The following is a 23,271-nucleotide window of genomic DNA, read 5'->3' on the forward strand; positions in this document are numbered from 1 at the left end:
ACTAAAGATCTTGTTTATGATTTTTGACGATTTTTTTGCCAGTTTTACTGATACAGTTGACTATACGGTACAAATCCCAGTGTAAATTTCATAATTTAAATTTTAAGGTGTGGTGTCGAATGAGTCAGAATACCAGAATCAATTCTCATAACCCATTCCCCAAGACTTCCAGACTTAATCCCATCCTGGCCACAGCACTCAAAAACTTGGAGGTGCGACTAGATGAGGAATTAGTTAGATACAGACGCACCCGTTATAGTGCTCGACCGGTTGATAGTAAATATATCACATCTGATAATATAGACTTAAAAGTGTCATCCGGAGAAGAGGGTGATCCTTTATCAAATCGCTTTTCCCTAGACCCCACCCTAGGTTATTCTGAATATGTGTGTACTCCATCATCAGATGGGAGTTATGGGGACACAACCACAAGCTTTCCGGAGGGAGCAGGGCAAGAAATTTTCGATTCCCCATCTTTGGAGGAAGAATCAGCCTTCCAACCTCCACCAGAAAAGTTGAACAAAAAGAATTTCAATAAAAACAATAGGAAGACGTTTAATCGGAGTAAGGGTGGTTCGCTCTCACCCCTGGGAGTTTTTTCTATTTTTCTCATGCTCTTGACCAGCTTAGGTTTCGGTTATGTGCTATTTAATTTCCGTAGTCTCTCCAAATTAAGTTTAAGTAAGTTTAACCCATTTAATATTAATCCGGAGGTTTCCACCTCTAACACCTCTGGGAATACAAACAGTCCTGCAGTGAACAATCAATTTTCCATTGGTTCACAATCACTTACTTCTGTTCCTCAACTTCCTAGGGTGTCACAGATAAAAAGTGGAAACAATGGGCAATTACCATCCCCGAGCCAACCTAATTCCCCTCCAAAATCCACCAATCTTCCTGTTTCTCTCCAATCCGGTCAAAATTCTACCCGCCAAAATACATCCTCTCGATCTGGCTTAGGGGTTTCATCTAGTAATCCATCCGCCCCCCGATCCAATACCCAATTTGCTAGTATTAGTGGGGGAAGAATTAAACGACAAATCAAACAGGAAGTCCCGAGGCGAAACTTACAGCTAGGTGAAGGTTCTAACGCAGTAGCACAAGCGGTCAATAATCCCTATTATTATCTGATAACTGATAATGAGAGTGATACTATCTTGAGTGCAGCTAAGGAAGTTGTCCCCGATGCTTATTTGTCACCTAATCAAAAGTACATCTATCTGGGCGCATTCCTAACTCCAGAGGAAGCAAAACAAAGGTTACAGCAACTAGAAGCTAGGGGAATTAAAGCCCGCTTACGAAATTAATCTTTTCTCCCTTACTGGAGTTATCTTGATATTCGTTTTTACACAAGCTCTTGACCTCAATAAAGCAGCTTTGTAAACTTGTTGGTCAAGCCATCGTCTTCCAAATAAAAAACACACAAGCAGGAAAAAATTATGGGATTATTTGATAGGTTAAAAAGAGTAATTAGTGCCAATCTAAATGATTTAGTCAATAAAGCTGAAGATCCAGAAAAAATGCTGGAACAGGCCCTCTTGGAAATGCAGGAGGACTTGGTGGAGCTTCGTCAAGGGGTGGCACAAGCTATTGCTGCCCAAAAACGCACGGAAAAACAATATAATGATGCTGCTAGTGAAGTGAATAAGTGGCAGCGCAATGCCCAGTTGGCCGTACAAAAAGGAGATGAGAACCTAGCACGTCAAGCTTTGGAACGGAAGAAAAGTGCTAATGAAACATCTATAGCTCTCAAGACCAGTTTAGACCAGCAAATTACTCAGGTGGAGACTCTTAAAAAGAGCTTGATTCAATTGGAAAGCAAAATTGCTGAGTACAAGAACAAAAAGGACATGCTCAGGGCGCGTATTACTGCTGCTAAAGCTCAAGAACAGATTGGCTCGATGGTTACTAATATGAATAGTAATAGTGCCATGGCTGCTTTTGAGCGAATGGAAGAGAAAGTTCTCATGCAAGAGGCTCGTGCCCAGTCTACAGCCGAATTAGTAGGTGCGGATTTAGATAGCCAATTTGCTCGTCTAGAAGGTAGTAGTGATATTGATGATGAATTGGCAGCTTTGAAGGCTAGTATACTATCACCAGCTCCTACACCTAAAGGAGAATTACCTCCTGCTGAATCTAGCAGTAGTTCCCAAAAGGATCAAAGCAAATTCGCTGAACCCGTAGATGCTGAATTGGAAGAGCTGAGAAAACAACTGGATAAATTATAATTGACATAATTGACTCTCCCCATCTGACTTTTCGGGTAATAATGACCAGTTTACGGTAAACTGGTCTGTGGGTTAACTTTTGACAATGGCATGGAGAATTTTATGAGTAAGGGTGTAATAACTATCACTGATGCTGAATTTGCATCGGAGGTTCTGGCTGCTGATCAGCCAGTATTAGTCTACTTTTGGGCTTCCTGGTGTGGTCCTTGTAAATTGATGGCTCCATTGATGAATGTAGCTGCGGAAAAATATAGCGATCGCCTGAAAATTGTCAAGATGGAGGTTGACCCAAATCCGAATAGCGTCAAAACCTATCAGGTGGAAGGTGTGCCTGCATTGAGACTGATTGCATCTAAAAAATTAAAAGCTTCTACGGAGGGGGTGATCGGGAAGGAAAAACTTCTTGGTTGGTTGGATGAGAATTTAAATAATTAACTGTTTACTTTTTTCCGTTGTTTTTTGTTAGTTCGGTTATTGCCATGTCCAAAAATAAAATCCGATTTGCACAACGTTTACAACCTTTACAGTCTAATGTATTTTCGGATATGGATACAGCTAAGTCTTTAGCTATAGCTGCGGGACAAAAGTTAATTGATTTATCCCTAGGATCTTCTGATTTACCAGCAGAAAATCATGTGATTCAGGCGATCGCCCAGTCCCTGCATGATCCTGGAACTCATGGTTATTTACTGTTTAAAGGTACTCAAAGATTCCGTCAAGTAGCAGCTGAGTGGTATGAACAGAAGTTTGGTATTCCCATAGACCCAGAAACAGAGGTTTTACCATTAATTGGTTCCCAGGAAGGAACTGCGCATTTACCCCTAGCAATTCTTAATCCTGGAGATTTTGCCCTATTGTTGGATCCGGGTTATCCCTCCCACGCGGGTGGAGTGTATTTAGCCAGTGGGCAAATCTATCCCATACCATTAACGCCAACAAATAACTTTTTACCCGTACTAACTGATATTCCCCCAGCAATTGTCAGTCAGTCTAAAATGATGGTTCTAAGTTATCCTCACAATCCCACAGGTGCGATCGCTCCTTTATCCTTTTTTAAGGAGGCTGTGGAATTTTGTCAAAAACATAATATTGTCCTAGTACATGATTTCCCCTATGTGGATTTAGTCTTTACCCAGGGAGAAATAAGTGATTCTCAATCTTTAGCTCCTTCAATTTTGCAAGCAGATCCAGAGAAAACCATCAGTATAGAATTCTTTACCTTATCCAAATCCTATAGTATGGGTGGTTTCCGCATTGGTTATGCCATTGGAAATGCTCAATTAATTCAAGCTTTAAAGCAAATAAAATCAAGTATAGATTTTAATCAATATTTAGGTATTTTAAATGGAGCGATCGCCGCGTTAACTGGTGACCAAGAAAGTGTTAAAAAAACGGTTGACATTTTTCGGCAACGGCGAGATGGATTTATCAAAAGTCTACACAACAAGGGTTGGGAAGTAGAGACTCCAAAAGCCACCATGTATATTTGGGCAAAATTACCTAATGAATGGAGTAACAATTCAATTAAATTTTGTACGGAACTAGTACAAGCAACAGGGGTAGCTGTTGCTCCTGGGGTAGGGTTTGGTCAAGGAGGGGAAGGGTATGTACGTTTTGCGTTAGTACAAGAAATGGACATATTGGAGAATGCAGTAGAGAAGATTGCCGACTTTTTAGCGATCGCAGGTGATGGTAAAACCATACCATGGAACAAGCGATCGCCTTCAGCTACGAATTAACTAGTAACATATTCTTTTACATTACTCCTACGACGACGTAAATGTGTCAGAGCTTGATGTTCAAGTTGACGAACGCGCTCACGACTAATATTCAGTCGCTCCCCAACCTTCGCTAAAGACATTTCGTTTCCATCTTCTAACCCAAACCTCAAAATCACAACTTCCCTCTGCTGAGGAGTCAGTTCTGCTAATAGGTTATTGAGGTCATGACGCAAAAACTCCTGGGTGGTGTAATGCTCAGGTGACAGGCCATCATCTTCTAACATTTCTTGCAGCTCTGTATCCTGATTGTCACCCACTCGCACGTCTAGGGAAATTGGTTGACGAGCTATATTCAAATACTCTCGAATTTGAGCAGGTTCCAACTCCAATTCCTTGGCAATCTCCGTGGGTGAAGGAGACCTCCCTAACTTTTGCGCTAACTCCCTTTGCACTTTTTTGATTTTGTTCAACTTTTCGGTAATATGGATGGGGAGACGAATAGTTCTTCCCTGTTGGGCAATTGCTCTGGTAATTGCTTGACGGATCCACCAGTAAGCATAGGTAGAAAACTTGTAACCCATGGTAGGGTCAAACTTCTCTACCCCCCTTTCCAATCCCAGAGTTCCTTCTTGAATCAAATCCAGAAATTCCATATTCCGCTTCTGGTACTTCTTGGCAATTGCTACGACTAATCTTAGATTGGCTTCAATCATCTTTTGCTTAGCTCGCTTACCTGTGGATATTTTATGTTTCACGTCGTTCTCCGACTGGTTAACATAAATTGCCCATTCTGATAAACTTGGTTCATACCCCAGTTCTTTAGCTAGTGCTTCCTTAGCTTCCACTAAGATCATCATTTGCTGCACTTGCTTACCATAGATTATTTCCTCTTCCCGGTTCAACAGCGGTACGCGGCCAATTTCTCGCAGATAGGTTCGCACCATATCCGCTGTCAGTTTGGTTTTTCCGTTATCACTTTCTTTTTTAACAGTAGACATTAGTACTTTACCCCTTACTCTATATACACCTATACAAAATCACTCTTTCTTCAGACTACTTCCCTGCTTATCTCCTGATTGCTATGATAAGGAGGTATATTTTCAGTCGAGCTACATTTCCAAAAATAAATTTCAAAGCTGATTAAAACTATCACATTCGTTTATATCAATATCATTTACTACAGTCGTTGATTGAGTGTACTTGTAATCACGACGCTGTTACCTCAATCCTTGTTCCTAAAAACTCAGGAATATGTGACGACAATCCCATTACTGCTGTATTATTAACTCTGGGGATCTGCTAACCTACCGGGATAGTCAAGCCATACATCCATTATGACTTGAGGAGTAGTTTTTAGTGTTACCACAGCTTACCTGATAACCGAACCAATCCCAGTTTTTCCATGGTGGATATTACGAAATTGGCAAAGCAAAAATCTCATCCTGGTTCGCCACTAAAAACCCAAATCTGCTTTAGCCAGCTTGGCAGCAGCAAAAACCTCTACATCCGACATCTCTTGCCAATCTACATCACCAATCTCTTTATAAAACACTCCATCATATGCCCGAGTACGTATTACTACAGGCATTGGCACAGCATGACCTAGGATCAGGGCTTGCTGCTTAGAGTCCAGTTTCGCCAGTACTGAACGCAGCACGCTACCACCCGATACCCCGGTAAAAATCGCCTCAATATCCTTTTCGTCGTTTAGCAAAGCTGTAATCCGGGTGCCAATCTGGGACATGATTTCATTATCTATTCCCGATGGGCGCTGATCAACCACCAAAAGGGTGACAAAATACTTCCTCAACTCCCTAGCGATGGTGCCAAATATGGTACTTTGAACTACTGCGGAATCAAGAAACCTATGGGCTTCTTCTATTGTAATCATTAGTGGTGTTGGCTTATCCAGCGGATTCTTGCTGTGCAAAAATTTGTCCGCTTTGGTAACATAGTGATCATGTATACGTCTGGTAATCATGTTAGTCACCAACATATATGATAGCATGTTTGACTGTGTTCCAAATTCTATCACTACATTTTTCCCAGCTTCCAAAGATTGCACTATTTTCTTAATATAGTTATCTTTACGTGCGTTTCGTATATATTTGAGGTTCTCAAGTCGCATTAGTTTGCGCTGCAAAGCTGCAATTGACCCCACATGACCGGGATTTTCATCGCAAAACAATTTGATGTCATCCCCTGTCATCCCCAACAATTCGGGAATCCAACGGTCACCTAACTGTTTATATAGGATGCTAGCACTATCCATTGAAGCATCACTAACTCCTAACTCATTGGCACAAAGTTTCAGATCTTCTACTTCTATTTGCTCGTAATTGAGATATAGCTCCTGTGCATCCCTAACACCTCTTCGCTTAGTCGCTTCCGGATCTAGGGTATAAACTTCTACCTTGTCAGGAAATAGTTGTTTGAGACCTTTGACCGTGCTTACTTCTTTACCCTCTGCTACCGCTTCCCAACCATATTCGGAGTGCATATCAAAAATTAGGTTAACAGCAGCATTTTTACGGATAACACCAGCTAAAAGTAACCGGGTGAGAAAGGATTTACCAGTTCCAGATTTACCAAAAACCCCATTACTCCTTTCTACAAACCGATTTAAGTCAATACAAACTGGCACATCCATATCCAAGGGTTTACCAATGGAGAAGTTTTTGCGCTGCTGATCGTCTTCCCATCCAAAAACTTTGCGAAAATCATATTCCTCAGCTTCGTAAACCTGACTAAAGTGAGTAGGTATGGTTTTTACCGGTAGCAGTTCCATTGTGGTTGCGGTTTGAGGCTGAAAAGATGCCAAACCATTCCCAGAAAATCCTGAACTCTGGGCATATTTACCGTTAAAAGTATGCTCCGTATCTTCTGGTGTAAACATGAGCATTGGTGCCAAGGTGACGATACCATAGGTACTGCTACCAGCCAAAACCTCCCTTAAAAAAGTATCTTCCCAATTGGGAGGACTGGCTATAATCCGTTCATTTGCCGTTCCTAGGGCAACATCAGTCACCATGCAAAAGAAACGAGAACGGGCACCTTGGATGACCAGAAATTTACCAACACGCATATCTTCTACGGAGACATCAGAGTGTAATCTGATCTCTAACCCCTTGGTTAAAGAACCTCTAATAACCGAACCTAATGGATTTCCAGAACTCATTTTAAACTCATTTCAGTTGATCTAAAAAATTAGTTGGTTAGTGCCAGAACGCCTATCCGGTAATCACGCCACCAACTCTAGCGTTCTGGCTTAGGTCACAGTCCTATTTAATCAATTTCTATGGAACTTGGACCGCTGGTGGTAGCAGGAGTTTGACCCGTTAAAGGTTTCCTGAATTGTGAATAAATGCGATCGCGCCAAGCGAAAAATCGCTCATAATCAAGATTGTCTGCTAAGACAGGCAGACCCTTGCCTCTAAGAGATTCTGGTAAATCTAAATAGGGACCCGTGGGGAACTTCAATAGGATTGATAATCCCGCTACAGCTAGATCTGCTATACAGGGTTCGTCCCCTAGTAGGTAGGGACTATCCGATAATAGTTCCATGAGGATTTCTAGATCTTGCTTCAAATTGGCGATCGCCGATTTAATTGCATCCGGAGTGAAGCCAACTCCCACACCTAAAACACTCAAGAGATCACCAGGAACACCCACCACTACAGATTTGAGAAAATCTGGAGTTGATAGAGGTAAAAGTGATTTACGAAAAGACAGGTCTTGACTAACAGCAGCAAAAAAGGCTTTACGTCCCAGAACACCAAGGGTTTCATCAGCCCAATCTTCTAATAATAGTGCCTGGGCGCGTTTTTTTGGCTCCTTGGGTATTAAAGGGCGATCGGGATATTCCAGATCCAGGTACTTAGCGATTTCACTAGAATCCACAATATAGTTATTACCATCTTTCAACACAGGAACCTGTTTTTGTCCAGTCAAGCGGAAAAGCTCCCACTGACCTATGCCCGGTGTAACTTCAATTTTGCGGTATTGTAAGCCTTTATAATCAAGGCATAGACGTACTTTCTCTGAATAGTGAGATAATTCCCATTGATATAATTCCAGCATATTCTCTTAATTGATAAACCTCTTGATTTGTATATATCCTCCATTATATACTCCTACTCTTAACACCTGGGATAGAAATAAATATTTCTCCTCCCATAGTCTCATAAAATATGACATAGGTCAACTAATAAGGACAAAAAATACTAACAAACAAAATCTATGAAATTTAAACTGAGAGCTAATTTGAGAAACAGTTGGAGATTTGGTCAGGTGAAAGTATTCACCGGGTTCATGGGGATTTTGGGATTAACCAGTATCAGTGTGGGGGTGGATTTACCATCTGTGGGGAGTAAAGTGGAGATAGTTCAATCCAATCCTGCAATAACTACCCCACAAACCCCCAACCAACCCACTACCAGTCCAGATCCAAAACCGCCGGAACTACCAATATTTATACCGGAAGATACTGAGGCAAAAAATCTCATTGAGGTAGCCAAGTCCACAGGTAATTTTAAAACCCTGATTAGGGCCTTAGAAGCGGGAGGACTAATAAAAACCCTAGAAGAGGGTGAACAATTCACCATTTTCGCTCCCACAGATGAAGCATTTGCTAAGGTTCCCAGAAGGGAGCTACGGAATTTGTTTAGACCCAAAAATAAACAAGTTTTAGTAGACATATTAAAATACCATGTGGTGGTGAGAAGAATCGGATCTGAGGAATTAAAATCGGGCGCAATTAAAAGCTTGCAAGGAGAACCAATTCAAGTCAAAATTAAAAATGAAAGTATATATGTAAGTGATGGTCAACCTAAAGGCACCAGTGCCAAAATCACCAAACCAGATATTAGTGCCAGCAATGGTGTGATTCATCAAATTGACAGCTTGCTCTTACCACCCAGTTTAAAATAAAGCATGTCCCCCCAGCTCAAATCAGACTAGAATATATATTGATGGAAACGTGATGTAATAACGATGAATGTTCCCAGCTTAGAGGAAATTTCCACCCAGTTAGCAAGTCCGAACTTGCGCGATCGCATGGTAGCTCTAACACAATTACGGGATGTTCCTGCGGAGGATGCAGTTCCCCTAATTAAGAAGGTTCTTAATGACGAATCCATACAGCTGCGCTCTATGGCAGTGTTTGCATTGGGAATTAAATCAACTTCAGAATGTTATTCCATTTTAGTGAGAATTCTAGAAACTGATCCTGATTATGGGATTCGTGCGGATGCAGCTGGGGCTCTGGGATATTTAGGAGATAACAGAGCGTTAGAACCTTTATCAAGAGCTTTCTACGAAGATACGGAGTGGTTAGTTAGATTTAGTGCAGCAGTAGCCTTAGGTAATCTCAAGGACAAGCGTGCATATAACATTCTAATTCAGGCTTTAGATAGTCAGGAGATAGTAATTCAGCAAGCAGCGATTTCAGCATTAGGAGAAATTAAATCAATTGAGTCAGTAGATCATATTTTGCGATTTGCACAATCAGAAGATTGGTTAGTCAGACAGCGATTAGCAGAAGCCCTAGGCAACCTACCTACAGCCAAAAGTATTTCAGCTCTAAAATACTTGGAAAAGGATAGTCATCCCCATGTTTCTCAAGCTGCAACCATATCTCTGAAAAAAGTCCAAAGTGAGTGAAAGTAACAGTTGATCTCAGCAAAATGGAAATATTGGAAATATTTGAGTATATTTTCTTTAGTAGCTATTTTCCTTTAGGATAATTACATTCATGAATGTGGAAGAGTTTTTCGAATTAAGTGCTGGAAAGTGGTTTTCCCACCGTACTAGCCACCATTTGGCCTTTAAACAGTCAGAAGATGGTAAATCAGACATTGTAATTGACATACTCACAGTAGACCATCCAGAAGTAATTAAACTGTGTGAACAGTATTCCATTCTTCCCGATGTAGCTTCCTGTGGAGCAAGAGTCACCTGGAAAGGAACCATGGAATGGGACCAAGAGTGCGATTCGTTGTGGGCTAACATCGGTAACTAATCCGTAATAACCTCACCAACCTCAACTAGTAATAAACAAGTAGATGAAGGTTGAACTCTCAGTTGGATATGGGTGAAAGTCCCATCCGCCAGACTCAGGTGTGACTCCCGATCTGCCCACACTGACCAGACTCGGTAACTGGAGGGTGAAGCTGGGAACAGGGTGCAATCAGACATCCGTTGTGGGATGACACTGGTGCTAATGGGGTGTTTCTACGGTGAAACAGAGTCTAAAAAAGCAACTTACCCATAAGCGGGACACAACATTAAAACCCGACTTGACTGGATATATTTCCCGCCGCATTTTCTTGGATTAGCGGTAAGAGTCTTGGGAAACCAGTAGTTGAATTGACTACACCTAAGGAAACTAACAATCTAACCGGGGGAACGAATAAAAACGAATTGAGGGTCTAGGGAACGTCGAAACCCAAGTAGGCTTGACGAGAAGCAAAATTCCCTCACTTCGGGTAGGACTGACCGTAATTGGTCGGAGGTGTTCAGAATACACAAGTTGGAGTTAAAGTATGATTAGACACAGCAGAAATGTTAGTGAATCTTGGCAGAGGTTACCCTGGCGACAATTTTGCCGCCATCTCTTCCGCTTACAAAAACGAGTGTACAAAGCCGTTCGGGTTGGGGACCTGCGCAAGGCCAAGTCTCTTCAAAAGCTAATCTTAAAATCTAGGTCAGCACAATTACTAGCCATTCGTCAAGTATTACAGGCAAATTCTCTTACAGAGGTTTTATCCCCTACCATTAGACAGCGGGTATGGCAGTGGGTGATTAAATACGCCTTAGAGCCAGCCCATGAAACTAATTTCCATATCAACAGTTATGGATGGAAACGAGGATTTTCCCCCCAGGATGCACAAAGAATGTTACAAGTATATTTATCGGAAATTCCTGGTCATCAAACAAGAGTAATCAAAATTGATTTGGGGAAATCTCTAGAAAAAATCAACCCAAGAGCGATTTGCAAAAGACTGATAGCTCCTGTAGAGATCAAACGGGGGATTAGGTCACAATGTGTTTCAGTGGAGAACCCGGAACTGATAACCTCCTTACTGGCTAATATTTTCCTCAAGGAAATAGAAGACATAGGAAAATTAGTTTGGTATGGAAGGGAAATAGTGATTATCCTCCAATCCCAGGATCACCCAGAAAGAATACTTGACACTATTCGTCACTCCCTGGCAAAAGATGGCATAGAATTAGCTACGGAAGAAACTAAATTGATTGCAGCGACAGATGGGTTTGATTTTCTCAGTTGGCATTTTCAAGTGCAAAAAAACGGAAAGTTGAGATGTGTCCCCGGACTAAAAAACTTCCAAGCTTTTCGCCAGAAAGTCAAACACATAGTCAACAACTCGAATTATGGAGCTACTATCAAGGCACAGAAATTGAGCTTGATCGTAGGAGAGTGGAGAAATTACCATCGCTATTGCAACATGAGTGGGGCGAGATTTTCCCTCTACCATATAAAGTACAGAGCTTTCAAGGTGTTTAATCGGGAAACAAAACAAAACCGACAAATCAGTAAGCAACTGATAAATAAGGCATTTCCACGAGTAAACTCTGGTCAAAGCTCTTCTAGAAATGGTGAGTGGCAAAACTCCACCCTTTCTCACACTCCAGGCAAAAGCTATAGCTAAGAACATCGGAAGCTGGGTGCGGTGAAAGTCGCACGCCCAGATTTAAACGAGAGGTGCGAAGGATAATACCCTCCATCGACTCAACCAAAACATGAAGGTTCCACAGTTTTAGTCACCGTACCCGACACCAATAAACCAGGTGAAGGTAAACTATTGAGAGAAATGGGTTATGCAGAAAAAATGCCAGTAGCTGGAACCTATAAGATGGGCAACGATGGTGCATTGACTCTAATCACAGAGTATGAAACCATGTCCTCCGAGGAACGGCTATGGTTTGCTAGTCCCAATCTACGGATGCGTGTGGGAGTGCTTAAACGTTTCGGCGGTTTTAGTATGGCTTCCTTTACTTCCGAAATTCGTATGGGCAGTACTGCTGCATCTCAAGCAGCTATGGAGCGGGCTAATAAAGCTAATTAAAGACTAGCTGATAATGGATAACACAAAAGGATAAAGCCAACACTGAGGTCAATTATTAAGGTGCTTTCATAGCACCTCCCTTCCAAATATAATGGGGACTATGACCTTTTTTTGATAGAATCAATAGTAGTTTTTGCAAAGGTAGTAGTCTAAATGTCAGGTACCACTGGAGAACGTCCATTTTCGGACATTATAACCAGTATTCGTTACTGGGTAATTCATAGCATCACCATTCCCGCTTTATTCATCGCTGGGTGGTTGTTTGTCAGCACAGGTCTGGCTTATGATGTATTTGGTACACCTCGTCCTAATGAGTATTTTACTCAAGTGCGTCAAGAAGTACCAATTGTTAGCAACCGTTATGAAGCTAAGAAACAAGTAGAAACATTTATCGCAAAGTAATTTAAGAACATGGCTACCAGCAATAACGTCAATCAACCTGTTACTTATCCAATTTTTACGGTGAGATGGCTAGCAGTTCACACACTCGGTGTGCCAACTGTCTTCTTCTTGGGTGCGATCGCAGCAATGCAGTTTATTCAACGCTAGGAGTAAATCATGGAAAGAACGCCTAATCCTAATCAACAACCTGTTGAACTAAACCGTACTTCTTTATACCTAGGACTGTTATTAATTTTCGTTCTAGGGATTCTATTTTCCAGTTACTTCTTTAACTAACTGTTAACGAGCTGGAAATATGACTGCTGATTTTTTGTTGACTTGTTAAGGGAGGAGAAAACCATGTCTGGAGGCGGGAGAATTCCCCTGTGGGTTGTTGCCACAATCGCGGGTTTAGGTGTAATTACTGTTGTAGGTATTTTCTTTTACGGAGCCTACGCCGGACTTGGTTCTTCATTGTAATCAAAACCTGATCCGCATTTTTGTCTAATGAGCTGAATAAGCAACATTAAACCGTCCATCTGTTGTGGATGGACGGTTAATTTGTTGGTTTTTTTATGCCTTATAGCCTCTGTAGGTAGACAGAACGCCTCTTCAGCATCCCATCGACCCTGTTTTAAGCGTTTTGTCTAAGGCCATAACCTGTATTTCTTTTCTCAAGTTGATTCTTAACCGAATCAAATCTTGCAGCTAACTGTTCAGTTTCTTTACTACTCATATTATTGTCAATAGCTACAAGCATTGTATTTTCTTCTTGGCGAATATGATTGGTAACATGGTCCCAAATTTCTCTAAGTCTATTTTTAAATTCTGGTGTGCTAGGACTAATCAATCTCAGTTCTTCCCACCAGGGAATCCAAAGAGCGTGTTGGTCGTATAGTTGTTGAGTATTTTCTTCCCCATAAAACCCACGGACTCGTGGATAAACCACTTCCTCTTCAGCGGCTATATGAACAGTGAGAAGCTGATTAATTTTTGCAAAACATTCCTGAATTTTTTGGGAGTCACTGCTTTGCATTAAGTCTGTGAATAACATATTCAACTGATTATGATCTTGGCGGATAGCATCTTGGATAGTAGCTTTTTCCCTTTCATGACCGGGGGCACCACCAACCGCACCAGTAATTGCAGCAATTGCGTCTTGAACCCGAGACCAGATACCCTGGTCTGCGTCTTGTCCTGTTAGTTCTCGGACACCGAGGATTTCTAAAATTCCCTTCAATTGTTCTTGGTGCGTACGATTTTCAGAATTAATGGCACTTAGAGGTCTAATTGCTACCATGATATCAGCGCCAACTTTCTGAGCAGCCTTATAAATTGTTATTCCATTCATCACCTGTTGGTGCTTTAATAGTTCATGTTGAAAGACCTTATCAAAGAAGCTGAGTTCTTCACTTGCCATTAGTTGACGAACCTTTTCAACCATTTGCAGCACCGTGGGTTCAGCATTTTTTTCCAGACCAAATTGGTCAACCACAGTATTAAGAAGGGCTAGGTTTTTCCGGTCATCATCTAGCATTCTGCGAATAATTCCTGCTATTTCGCCGTCGGTACATTCCAGCAAAAATCTTTCCTCGTTATCCAGTAATAACTGTTGGAGTAATTTCATATCACCCAGTTTTACCGCCATGGAATTCTTTTTAGTGTCATCTAAAACCGCCACCATTGGAATTTGCCCTCGTTAGGTTTATTGAATCTAACCTAAGTTTTGCTCAGCACTTAATATTTTCCATCTTTCTGATGAAATAATACCTATTATCCCAAGGGGGAAAAAAATCAATCTGCCATAATTTCAGTATCTAACTTTGGGGAGATTGTGTTGTGCGATCGGATTTATTTCTATGAGAATTGTCCACGGATAAAGAATATAAAAATATTTGGTGAGAAAGGAGAAGATATCAAAACAGAAGACGCAGAATGTAAAGTTTATTGAGATAGGAAGGCTTCTATTCCAGCTTTAAAGCAGTTAAAACTTGGAGAGTAATTTTGATCTGGGTTCATATGGAGAGAAATGCGGCGGGCCGCTTCTATTTTGGGGTAGCCGTTTTCATAAATGCCATGTTTTTTTAAGAACCGATGTAGAGCCTCCCAACTACCCCCATTATCGGGACTGCGAAAGATTCCTGATTTAGGTGATATACTCGGCAAGCTGGAGAAAGCTTTACGCAAAGCCTCTGTATCTCCAATAAACCAAGATTCTAGTTCTTTGATCACAATCCGATTGAGAACTACAAATCTTCCTTCAGAATCTGGTTTAGATTTGGTGGATAATCCTGTTTGTTGAGCAATTGCCTCTAATTGATTTTTTAATTTTTTACAATCATCATTGTCTTGATCCACTAATACAATAATCCGTACGTTTTCTCCTTTGCTGATGCGATCGCCATAGGCAGATAAACGTTGGCTCAGTAACTTAAGCAGTTTTGATTTACTCCCAAAATTAATGATTTTATGGCGAGATCGCCCCTTGAGTAATTTTGGCAAAAGGGTTTTGAGGGCTTCTTCAGCAGAAGGTTCTTCTACTAAAACCTCGATGCAAAAACTATTTGTTTTGGGCATTAAATACCCTCCTGATTTAAAGGATCGCCAACTTCAAAATGTCCCTCCATCCACAAATCTCCTAAGTTTGCTCCATGTTGGATAAATTCCTTGATCCCTGGAATATCCTCAATAAGTTGTGTTCGAGTATAGCCATCAGTTCCTCTATAGATAATTCGCACTTGCTTAGGCTTAAGCTGATTGATGAAGAAGGGAGAGTGGGTGGTGACAAGCATTTGAGTTCTAGCAGTTGCCTGCTGGCACTCCTCAGCGAGTTCGGGGAGCAATCTGGGGTGGAGATAGTTTTCAGGTTCTTCAATGCCAATAAAGGAAGGGGGAGCGGGATCTTGCAGCAGCACCAAATAGGCCAGCATTTTTAAGCTGCCATCGGAAGCAAAGCGTGCTATTATAGGGTGGGTAAAAGGAGTATCTTTGATTTGTAGGAGTAGGCGACCATCGGGCATAGACTCAGTCAAAACCCTTTCAATGCGGGGGATTCGCCGCCGCAAAGTTGTAAAGATTGCTTCTAGGCGATCGCGATGTTGTTCATTTAAGTATTGGATCACGTTGGCAAGGTTATCTCCGCTGCGGTTTAGATGTTCTTGGGGGCCTGCTTCAGGTTGAGTGCGGATACTGTCGGCGGAGAGATAGGAGACGTGCCAACCGGTGATGAAGTCTCGTAGGGCGGCGACGCGGGGATGTTCAGCAAATTGACCCAGGGCGTTAACAGCTAGCAGGTCAGGGGATTTGAGAGGAATTTCAATGCGTTTGTCTTTTTCATCGGGTAGCTCACCACTGATTGCTTTTCCATTTCCCTCCTTGTAGTCTAGGAAATTAAACGGTTGACCATGTTTGCCTCGTCGCCATTTCAGCCATTCTTCCTTGACAAAGGGTGCGCCATTGCGTTCGTCCACTGCTAGGTGGTAGGTAATGGTGGGATAGTCGGGTTCTTTATATTGAATCTCAATGACGATCGCCTCATCACTGCCCCTAGTTTTTAGTTCTTTAGCTCTACCACGTTTATCCCAGGCGCGACGCAGTCCTAGTTCAAAGCACTCAGAGAGGAAAGCAAAGACATCAAAGAGGGTAGATTTACCGCTACCATTGGGACCTAGGAGGACTGTGAGGGGCGTAAGGTTTTTGAGCTCGACTTTCCGTAATGCCCGAAAGTTTTCGATTTTAAGGTATTGGATCCGAGGAGGAGTTTTATTTTGATTCATCATATCTAAGGTACTTCTTGAACTCAACATAGCAGTTCGGGGAGGCTTCTACAGGCGATCGCTTCCCATAGGTTCCCATTCTAACCTTTATCTTAACACACTAGTTCGGATAGGTTTTTGCCAATAGACTATACCACAGGTAGACGAATGCCACAAGCGATCGCTTGCTGATTGGTTCATTTTAATAGTATTAAAACGTACTTTTAAAAAATACGTACGTAATTTTTCTGAAACCTATTGACAAAACATTATTAATATTATTTTTTAGTAGTGATTTCATTGTTCCATATAGTAACCATCAAGCTGCTATTGCCTTAGAGTCGGTGATGAATATAAATCGAGAGAGATTGGATAATAATGACATTATATATAAAGAGTTGGCACAAACAAGTAAGAGTGATCTATCAAACAAATATAAGTTTATTAAATACTTGTTTTACGCTGAAAAACTGATCGATCACAAGATGATTAACCCTACTTTACTGATTTCAGACTCTCAAGGATTAAAAGTAATAATAAACTCTCAAATTGCCCTAATTTATGGAGAAAGTAAATGTCTTCATTTTTATAATGGAGTTAAAAATACAATCAACCAAGATGGATCTTTTGGTAAGGAACAAGTTTTTGAACAAATTGTGGTTGATTCGCCTAATATATGTCAGCAGTTTCAACTAGATAGAGAAAAATTGGATGATAGAGAAATGAATATTCTCCAGATCTACCAGAGATTGATAGTTTCCAATAAACTAGGAGACATGAACAAAATAATAAACCTAAAAATTACCTTATTTAATCGTTTCAACTTACCTATATCTTGCGTCATTTTCACCCTACTTGGGTCGTCAATAGGAATCAATATGCGACCGAAAATCAAATATAGTAGCTTTAGCCTTACGTTGCTAATTATTGGAGCAATAAAGGTCTTTGAAGCTATAATTAACGCTTTAATTATTCAAAGGTATGTCCCAGTATTTGCCATCTTCTCGCCTAATATACTTGGACTTGGTATAAGTCTTTATTTGTTGTCAAGACGCTAATCACAAAAATAAGCCCTCTAACGACTCTAACGACCAATTTTTATGCGATCGCATTTACGACCATATCTAAACACGGTAGCTTAGATAGATTTTTTTAGTGAGCGATCGCATAGGGGAGTCTTATATTGGCAAGATCACATTATCTCCCTGAGTCCTAGGTTAATATATATAAAACCGCCATATTATAAAAAATCGCATTAAATAAAGTAGAATAATCTCTTGGCTTCAAATATAATCTATTACGCTTAAAAGTGCATTACGTGATCTCGAAGGAAGGGATCTCATACCGACTAGTAACCAAGGGGAGGTTATGAGTATACTAGTAAATGAAGAGCGATCGCTGATTTTGTGGTACGTTATATTTCACAATAACATTTCCTTTTTTTAATGGTGATGCATGAAACCCAACACCCCCATGGGTTATGCTACCCCTAACCCATCCTACAAATAATTGTGCGTCTCTACTTAGTGGGAGGAATCTATAGCCTTAGGCAGAATCATTGCATGAAGTGTAAACAAAAGCACTTTAATATATCAGAAGTTACCTCCGCATCTATCCTAGGGTAGATCTTTAACCTTAAACGCTGGAACGAATACAAAAAGTTTATATGCGATTACATACTACATCTAATAAAATAATCTCTTGCATTCAAATATAATCCATTATGCTTAAGAGCCCATTACGTTATCCTGGTGGTAAACAAAAGGCAATTTCTCAAATTGCTCACTACCTACCTCATAAATATAAAGAGTTCCGCGAACCTTTTGTTGGGGGAGGTTCCGTATTCTTTTATGTTTTACAAAATCACTATCATATACCCTGTTGGATAAATGATCTCAACCCCGAACTATATTACTTCTGGTCCATGGTCAAAACTAATCTACCACAGTTAGTCGAGTCCGTGTGGAAAGTAAAAAAACAGACAACAGATGGGCGTGCCTTGTTTAAATCTCTCTCCCTAGCTCCCACAAGTAAAATGAGTCCACTGGAGCGAGCTGTCCGATTTTTCGTTCTTAACCGAATTACCTTTTCCGGGACAATTGAAAGCGGAGGTTATAGCAATGCTTCTTTCAACAGTCGCTTTACAGACTCTTCTATTGAACGGTTAGCAGCACTGGATAGTTGTTTTACTAATACCCACGTGACTAATTATGACTACAGTGTCCTACTGACAGAACCAGGAGACGATGTATTTATATTTCTAGATCCACCTTATTTCACCAATACTAAATCTAGGCTTTATGGTAAAAAAGGGGATTTACACACGTGTTTTGACCATTCTCGCTTTGCCAACCTGATGAAAGATTGCTCACATAAATGGTTGATCACCTACGATAATTGCGAACAAGTGCGGCACAGTTTTTCCTTTGCCCATATTTATGAGTGGGAGTTGCAATACGGAATGAACAACTACAAACAGAATAAAGCAGACAAGGGCAAGGAATTATTCATCACTAACTATCCATTTGAAGTCACCACCGAGGCGATCGCTAATCAAGAACGTCAGAGACTAGGACATTGATACCTATTGCTGAATTTATGTGCACGCATCTTCCCCTGTCATCACCACAATAGCTGCTCGACGAAATTGCTATTTTTTAATTCTTAACCTAATTATAACCGTATCTTAAGCCGATTGCCTATCTTAATCTTGTATATTCGTTAATTGTTTGTTCTTAAGAAAGTCTTTAACTATCTTGAGCTATCACCCAGAAATTTGTGGATTTTCAGTTGAAATATTGATATATTTAGAGGAGATGGGCGAAAATGGCAATTAGACTAAATAAGGTTGGTAGTGCCACTAGTACAACCAATTCAGAAATTCCTGCTTTTGACTCTATCAGTAAACGTCTCTATGTTGTTGCTGCTAGTGTTGTAGATATCTATACAATGACTACTACAGGGGCATTGACCAGTGTTGGAAAACTGACCCCTGGGTTTAGTCCTACTTCTGGAACAGCTGCGCCTAATAGCATTGCGATTAAAAATGGAATAGTGGCAGTTGCCTACGAAATAAAAGATACGGCCACAGGAACTCATCAGCGCGGTCGGGTTAGCTTTTTTGATGGTGGCAATGGTAACTTCATTAATTCCGTGGAAGTCGGTTTCTTACCTGATATGCTCACCTTTACCCCCGATGGTAAGAAGGTTTTAGTGGCTAATGAAGGGGAACCCAATGAGAACTATAGTTCTGATCCAGAAGGTTCTGTTAGCATCATTGACCTAACCAATGGTCCAGCTAATGCTACCGTCCAGGAAGCTAAGTTTAACGCTTTTGATAGTCAATTGGCTACCCTAAGATCCCAAGGACTGCGGGTTATTGGCAACAATACAACCCTATCGCAAGATGTGGAACCCGAGTATATTGCCATTTCCCCCGATGGTTTAACCGCTGCAATTACCCTACAAGAAGCCAATGCGATCGCCTTTCTTGACGTTGCTAGTGCCACAATTACCAGCATTAAACCTCTAGGGCTAAAGAATCATAATCTGGTTGGTAATGGTATTGACCCCAGTGATAGAGATGTTAATGGCACTTCAGGTGGAGGTGGCAAGATCAATATTGCTAACTGGCCAGTATTTGGCATGTATCAACCTGATGCGATCGCTAGTTTCATTAGCAATGGTCAAACCTACTATATTACAGCCAATGAAGGTGATTCCCGGGTACGTCCCACCTCTAATAATTCCTTTGGCAATGAAGGGACGATTTTCAATGAGGAGTCAAGAGTTGGCGACGCTTTCTACGTACTGGATCCTACAGTTTTCCCCAACGCTAGTGACCTGAAAAAACCTGAGAAACTTGGTCGTTTGGTAGTTAGCAACAAATCAGGGGATGCGGATGGTGATGGGGACTTTGACCAAATTCAAGCCTTTGGAGCCAGATCCTTCACCATTTGGGATAGCAGTGGCAACTTGATCTTTTACAGTGGTGATCAGTTAGAGAAACTCACTGCCCAATTTAATCCCACAGGGTTTAACTCCGATGGTGCACCCAATGCAGGATTCGATACCCGCAGTGATAACAAAGGTCCCGAACCAGAGGGTGTGACTGTTGGTGTGATTGATGGGCGTACCTATGCCTTTGTTGGTTTAGAGCGCGTTGGTGATGTAATCGTTTATGATATTACTAATGCCAGCAACCCAACCTTTGTACAGTATGTTAATACTGCTGAAGATCGTAGCGCAGAGGGGTTGATTTTTGTCCCGTCCGTTGATAGTCCTACTGGCAAACCATTAGTAATTACTGCCAATGAAGTCAGCAACACTGTTAGTGTATTTGAAACTGTAGCAGCTATAACTAGTACAGGCAACTTCACCCTGCAAGTTCTCCATGGTTCAGACTTTGAGGGTGGCATTCCTGCTGTTACCGATGCAATTGGCTTTTCAGCTGTTGTCAATAAACTCAAGGATGATCCTAAATACAAAACCAACACGTTGATTCTCTCTTCTGGCGATAACTATATTCCAGGCGCATTTTTCAATGCTTCCAGCGATACCAGCTTGAATAATGTGGGTGGATTGGGATCTAGCACTGCTCCAGTCATTGGACGTGGTGATATTGGCATTCTAAATGGGATTGGCATTCAAGCTTCCGCATTGGGCAACCATGAGTTTGACCTGGGTGTGAGACAAGTGCGTGATATTCTCAGGACAGGAAGCGGTAACCCAGGGACCAACTTCCCCTATTTGAGTACTAACCTGGATTTTAGCCCTGAAATTACAGCGGGCAACCTCAGTGCAACTGACCTGGCCGCTAACCAAAATACCGCTGATGCCAGCTCTATAAAGGGTAAGATTGCTAAAAGTACCATCATTAATGTTGCGGGTATTGATGGTATTACTGGCACTGCTGACGACCAAAGAATTGGCATTGTAGGTGCAACTACACCAACTTTGGCAAATATTTCTTCAAGTGGTAGCACTATAGTTAAGCCAGCTAACCCCATTGACTATGACGCATTAGCTGCGGAAATTCAGACTTCTGTAGATATACTCAAAGCACAGGGTATTAACAAGATTATCTTGTTAGCTCACATGCAGCAGTTGACTATTGAGCGGGATGAATTGGCGAAGCGATTGAGAGATGTGGATATCATCATCGCGGGGGGGAACCATACTATTCTGTCTGATGCCAATGATGGGCTGAGAACAGGTGACAGCAGCAAGGGCGATTATCCCATTGTCAAGACAGGCGCAGATGGTAAGCCTATTTTGGTGGTCAGTACAGATGCTAATTACAAGTACGTCGGGCGTTTAGTGGCTGAATTTGACCAGGATGGGGTGATTCAGGTTAACAAACTGGATAGCGCAATTAATGGAGCTTATGCTACAGATGATGCAGGAGTTGATCGCGTCTATGGCAGTGATGTTGATCCTCGTGCTGTAGCTAACCCCAATGTGGTAGCGATCGCTGATGGGATCAAAAACCTTCTTGCTAGTAAAGACAACTTAATTGTGGGCAAAGCCAGTGTGTTTCTCAACGGTACTCGTGAGGATGTGCGCACCCAAGAAACCAACTTTGGTAACTTGACCGCTGATGCCAATCTTTGGTATGCCAAGCAGCTAGATCCCAGCGTGGTTATCGCCCTAAAAAATGGCGGTGGTATCCGGGACAATATCGGTGCCATTGGCACAGGTGCAGGAGCAATCAGCAAAGATGATGTTGTTAAGCTGCCAACTCAGCCCAACCCTCTAGCACCAAATAAAAAGGAAGGTGATGTGTCTCAGTTAGACATTGAGAACTCCCTGCGTTTTAACAATGACCTATCACTAATTACGGTTACCGCCCAACAACTACAGCACATAGTTGAGCATGCAGTAGCGGGTACTGCCCCAGGTACAACCCCAGGACAATTTCCCCAGATATCCGGGTTAAACTTTAGCTTTGATCCTAGCAAAACATCGATTCAGTTTAATAGTACGACTGGTGAAGTGAGTAGACAAGGTGAGCGGGTTCGCAATTTAGCAGTGGTGAAAGAAGATGGCTCATTGGTAGACATCATTGTGAAAGATGGTGTGTTAGTTGGAGATGCCAACCGCAGCTTTAGAATGGTAACACTAAACTTTCTGGCGGGTACTAGTGCTACTGCTGTCCTTGGTGGTGACAATTATCCTTTTCCCACTTTTGTCAAGCAAAATGCAAGCCTAGCCAACCGAGTAGATTTGCGCGGTGAAACGGCTGATGTCAATGGCAATGGCAAGGTTGATACTGCTTTAACTTTGGCTCCCGGCAAATTTACCTTTGCCCTTCCTGGTACGGAACAGGATGTTTTAGCTGAGTATCTTGGCGATCACTTTAGCACTAAGGCCTATGGAGTTCCTGATGTTAGTCCAGCATTTGATACTCGTATCCAAAACCTCACCTTCCGGGAAGACACGATTATTCCTAAACCAAGTCTGATTACTGGCACTCCCAATGCTGACACCATCCAAGCTGGCGTTAAGGAATTTACTGGCTTCAATAGCTTGGTATTTACGGGTGCTGGCAAAGACGAAGTGGATATCCCCATAGGCGGAGCTAAATCCTATGTTGGTTCTAATCGCATTTTCACTGGTAGTGGTGCAGATATAATCTCTGTAGCTGATGGAGATCGAGCCTTTGGGGGTAGTGGGGATGACCAGTTTGATGCCACAGAAGCCAGTAGCTACCGGATATCTGGTGGTGTGGGGAATGATATCTTCTCCCTCGGTGTTAATGGTCGTGCCATCGGTGGTGATGGTGATGACCGGTTCTTTGTGGGTGAAGGTGGAGGTAATATAATCTCCGGTGGTGCTGGTGCGGATCAATTTTGGATTCTCACAGATGACCCGACCCGCTTACAAACCCCCAATAGGATTGTTGACTACACCATCGGTACGGATGTAATAGGCATTGCCAACCAGTTTGCAAACTCTCTGGGCGACCTGACCTTCAGTGGTAGTGATATCAGCCTAAATGGTGTGTTAATTGCTACTCTAAACGGGGTGAATGCTGCAAGTGCAACCTTCGTTTTTGCCAATCCTCCAGCTAATTTGCCCTAGGCCTCGCTTTGTAATC

At 41.7% G+C, this 23,271-nt stretch carries 20 protein-coding genes and 2 pseudogenes; 16 read left to right on the top strand and 6 right to left on the bottom strand.

The features are described from left to right. The first annotated feature begins 119 nt into the window (after positions 1–119). The 4 genes from IAR63_RS04630 to IAR63_RS04645 all read left to right on the top strand — a co-directional run bounded on the left by IAR63_RS04630 (position 120) and on the right by IAR63_RS04645 (position 3,967). Entirely contained in the window at positions 120–1,307 is a 1,188-nt protein-coding gene (locus IAR63_RS04630; RefSeq protein WP_187706764.1) for a hypothetical protein, read from the top strand. A gap of 132 nt (positions 1,308–1,439) precedes the next feature. Further along, the gene (locus IAR63_RS04635) at positions 1,440–2,228 is read left to right on the top strand and encodes a PspA/IM30 family protein (RefSeq protein WP_187706765.1); all 789 of its coding nucleotides are present in this window, start codon (positions 1,440–1,442) and stop codon (positions 2,226–2,228) included. A 102-nt stretch (positions 2,229–2,330) separates the two neighbouring features. Continuing rightward, positions 2,331–2,663, top strand: coding sequence for a thioredoxin family protein (locus IAR63_RS04640; RefSeq protein ID WP_187706766.1), 333 nt, complete (start codon positions 2,331–2,333; stop codon positions 2,661–2,663). 44 nt (positions 2,664–2,707) lie between these two features. Next, positions 2,708–3,967 carry an LL-diaminopimelate aminotransferase gene (locus tag IAR63_RS04645; protein WP_187706767.1) on the top strand — a complete coding sequence of 420 codons (1,260 nt, stop codon included), beginning with the start codon at positions 2,708–2,710 and terminating at the stop codon, positions 3,965–3,967. Here IAR63_RS04645 and IAR63_RS04650 read toward each other — a convergent pair. The 3 genes from IAR63_RS04650 to IAR63_RS04660 all read right to left on the bottom strand — a co-directional run bounded on the left by IAR63_RS04650 (position 3,964) and on the right by IAR63_RS04660 (position 8,029). Then, the gene (locus tag IAR63_RS04650) at positions 3,964–4,947 is read right to left on the bottom strand and encodes an RNA polymerase sigma factor, RpoD/SigA family (protein ID WP_187706768.1); all 984 of its coding nucleotides are present in this window, start codon (positions 4,945–4,947) and stop codon (positions 3,964–3,966) included. The genes IAR63_RS04645 and IAR63_RS04650 overlap by 4 nt on opposite strands. 455 nt (positions 4,948–5,402) lie before the next feature. Continuing rightward, complete coding sequence (locus IAR63_RS04655) at positions 5,403–7,127, bottom strand: helicase HerA domain-containing protein (protein ID WP_096547309.1); 1,725 nt, start codon at positions 7,125–7,127, stop codon at positions 5,403–5,405. 107 nt (positions 7,128–7,234) lie between these two features. Continuing rightward, complete coding sequence (locus tag IAR63_RS04660) at positions 7,235–8,029, bottom strand: glutathione S-transferase family protein (RefSeq protein WP_187706769.1); 795 nt, start codon at positions 8,027–8,029, stop codon at positions 7,235–7,237. A 159-nt stretch (positions 8,030–8,188) separates the two neighbouring features. Between IAR63_RS04660 and IAR63_RS04665 the strand changes: the two genes are divergently transcribed. The 9 genes and pseudogenes from IAR63_RS04665 (at position 8,189) to IAR63_RS04705 (ending at position 12,897) form a co-directional block, all read left to right on the top strand. Beyond that, on the top strand, positions 8,189–8,878 hold the full coding sequence (locus IAR63_RS04665) for a fasciclin domain-containing protein (RefSeq protein WP_187706770.1): 690 nt from the start codon (positions 8,189–8,191) through the stop codon (positions 8,876–8,878). A 63-nt stretch (positions 8,879–8,941) separates the two neighbouring features. Then, entirely contained in the window at positions 8,942–9,610 is a 669-nt protein-coding gene (locus IAR63_RS04670) for a HEAT repeat domain-containing protein (RefSeq protein WP_096547787.1), read from the top strand. Between the two features lie 91 nt (positions 9,611–9,701). Further along, a pseudogene (locus tag IAR63_RS04675) lies at positions 9,702–9,935 on the top strand (phycobiliprotein lyase); the annotation flags it as partial. A gap of 556 nt (positions 9,936–10,491) precedes the next feature. Further along, a complete protein-coding gene (locus tag IAR63_RS04680; protein ID WP_187706772.1) occupies positions 10,492–11,619 on the top strand; it encodes a reverse transcriptase N-terminal domain-containing protein in 1,128 nt (375 codons plus the stop codon). 81 nt (positions 11,620–11,700) lie between these two features. Beyond that, positions 11,701–12,036, top strand: a pseudogene (locus IAR63_RS04685) (phycobiliprotein lyase); the annotation flags it as partial. Positions 12,037–12,189: 153 nt separating this feature from the next. Beyond that, complete coding sequence (psbE, locus tag IAR63_RS04690) at positions 12,190–12,438, top strand: cytochrome b559 subunit alpha (RefSeq protein ID WP_187706773.1); 249 nt, start codon at positions 12,190–12,192, stop codon at positions 12,436–12,438. A 9-nt stretch (positions 12,439–12,447) separates the two neighbouring features. Beyond that, positions 12,448–12,585: a cytochrome b559 subunit beta gene (gene psbF / locus IAR63_RS04695; protein ID WP_071985093.1), complete on the top strand. Its 138-nt coding sequence runs from the start codon at positions 12,448–12,450 to the stop codon at positions 12,583–12,585. Positions 12,586–12,594: 9 nt separating this feature from the next. Next, a complete protein-coding gene (locus tag IAR63_RS04700; protein ID WP_197704893.1) occupies positions 12,595–12,714 on the top strand; it encodes a photosystem II reaction center protein PsbL in 120 nt (39 codons plus the stop codon). Between the two features lie 63 nt (positions 12,715–12,777). Further along, complete coding sequence (locus IAR63_RS04705; RefSeq protein ID WP_006277319.1) at positions 12,778–12,897, top strand: photosystem II reaction center protein J; 120 nt, start codon at positions 12,778–12,780, stop codon at positions 12,895–12,897. Positions 12,898–13,051: 154 nt separating this feature from the next. Here the strand turns inward: IAR63_RS04705 and IAR63_RS04710 are convergent, their stop codons facing one another. The 3 genes from IAR63_RS04710 to IAR63_RS04720 all read right to left on the bottom strand — a co-directional run bounded on the left by IAR63_RS04710 (position 13,052) and on the right by IAR63_RS04720 (position 16,196). Beyond that, entirely contained in the window at positions 13,052–14,101 is a 1,050-nt protein-coding gene (locus IAR63_RS04710) for a hemerythrin domain-containing protein (RefSeq protein ID WP_187706774.1), read from the bottom strand. Positions 14,102–14,361: 260 nt separating this feature from the next. After that, the gene (locus tag IAR63_RS04715; RefSeq protein ID WP_187706775.1) at positions 14,362–14,994 is read right to left on the bottom strand and encodes a DUF4276 family protein; all 633 of its coding nucleotides are present in this window, start codon (positions 14,992–14,994) and stop codon (positions 14,362–14,364) included. Next, on the bottom strand, positions 14,994–16,196 hold the full coding sequence (locus IAR63_RS04720; RefSeq protein WP_071242149.1) for an AAA family ATPase: 1,203 nt from the start codon (positions 16,194–16,196) through the stop codon (positions 14,994–14,996). Before IAR63_RS04720 ends, IAR63_RS04715 begins: the two co-directional genes overlap by 1 nt. 305 nt (positions 16,197–16,501) lie before the next feature. Between IAR63_RS04720 and IAR63_RS04725 the strand changes: the two genes are divergently transcribed. The 3 genes from IAR63_RS04725 (at position 16,502) to IAR63_RS04735 (ending at position 23,255) form a co-directional block, all read left to right on the top strand. Further along, on the top strand, positions 16,502–17,230 hold the full coding sequence (locus IAR63_RS04725; RefSeq protein WP_235678416.1) for an LptF/LptG family permease: 729 nt from the start codon (positions 16,502–16,504) through the stop codon (positions 17,228–17,230). A gap of 665 nt (positions 17,231–17,895) precedes the next feature. Continuing rightward, a complete protein-coding gene (locus tag IAR63_RS04730) occupies positions 17,896–18,753 on the top strand; it encodes a DNA adenine methylase (RefSeq protein WP_187706776.1) in 858 nt (285 codons plus the stop codon). A gap of 245 nt (positions 18,754–18,998) precedes the next feature. Beyond that, positions 18,999–23,255 carry a choice-of-anchor I family protein gene (locus tag IAR63_RS04735; protein ID WP_187706777.1) on the top strand — a complete coding sequence of 1,419 codons (4,257 nt, stop codon included), beginning with the start codon at positions 18,999–19,001 and terminating at the stop codon, positions 23,253–23,255. The last annotated feature ends 16 nt before the right edge of the window (positions 23,256–23,271 follow it).

Source organism: Cylindrospermopsis curvispora GIHE-G1 (assembly GCF_014489415.1).
In the GTDB taxonomy this organism is placed as follows: Bacteria; Cyanobacteriota; Cyanobacteriia; order Cyanobacteriales; family Nostocaceae; genus Raphidiopsis; species Raphidiopsis curvispora_A.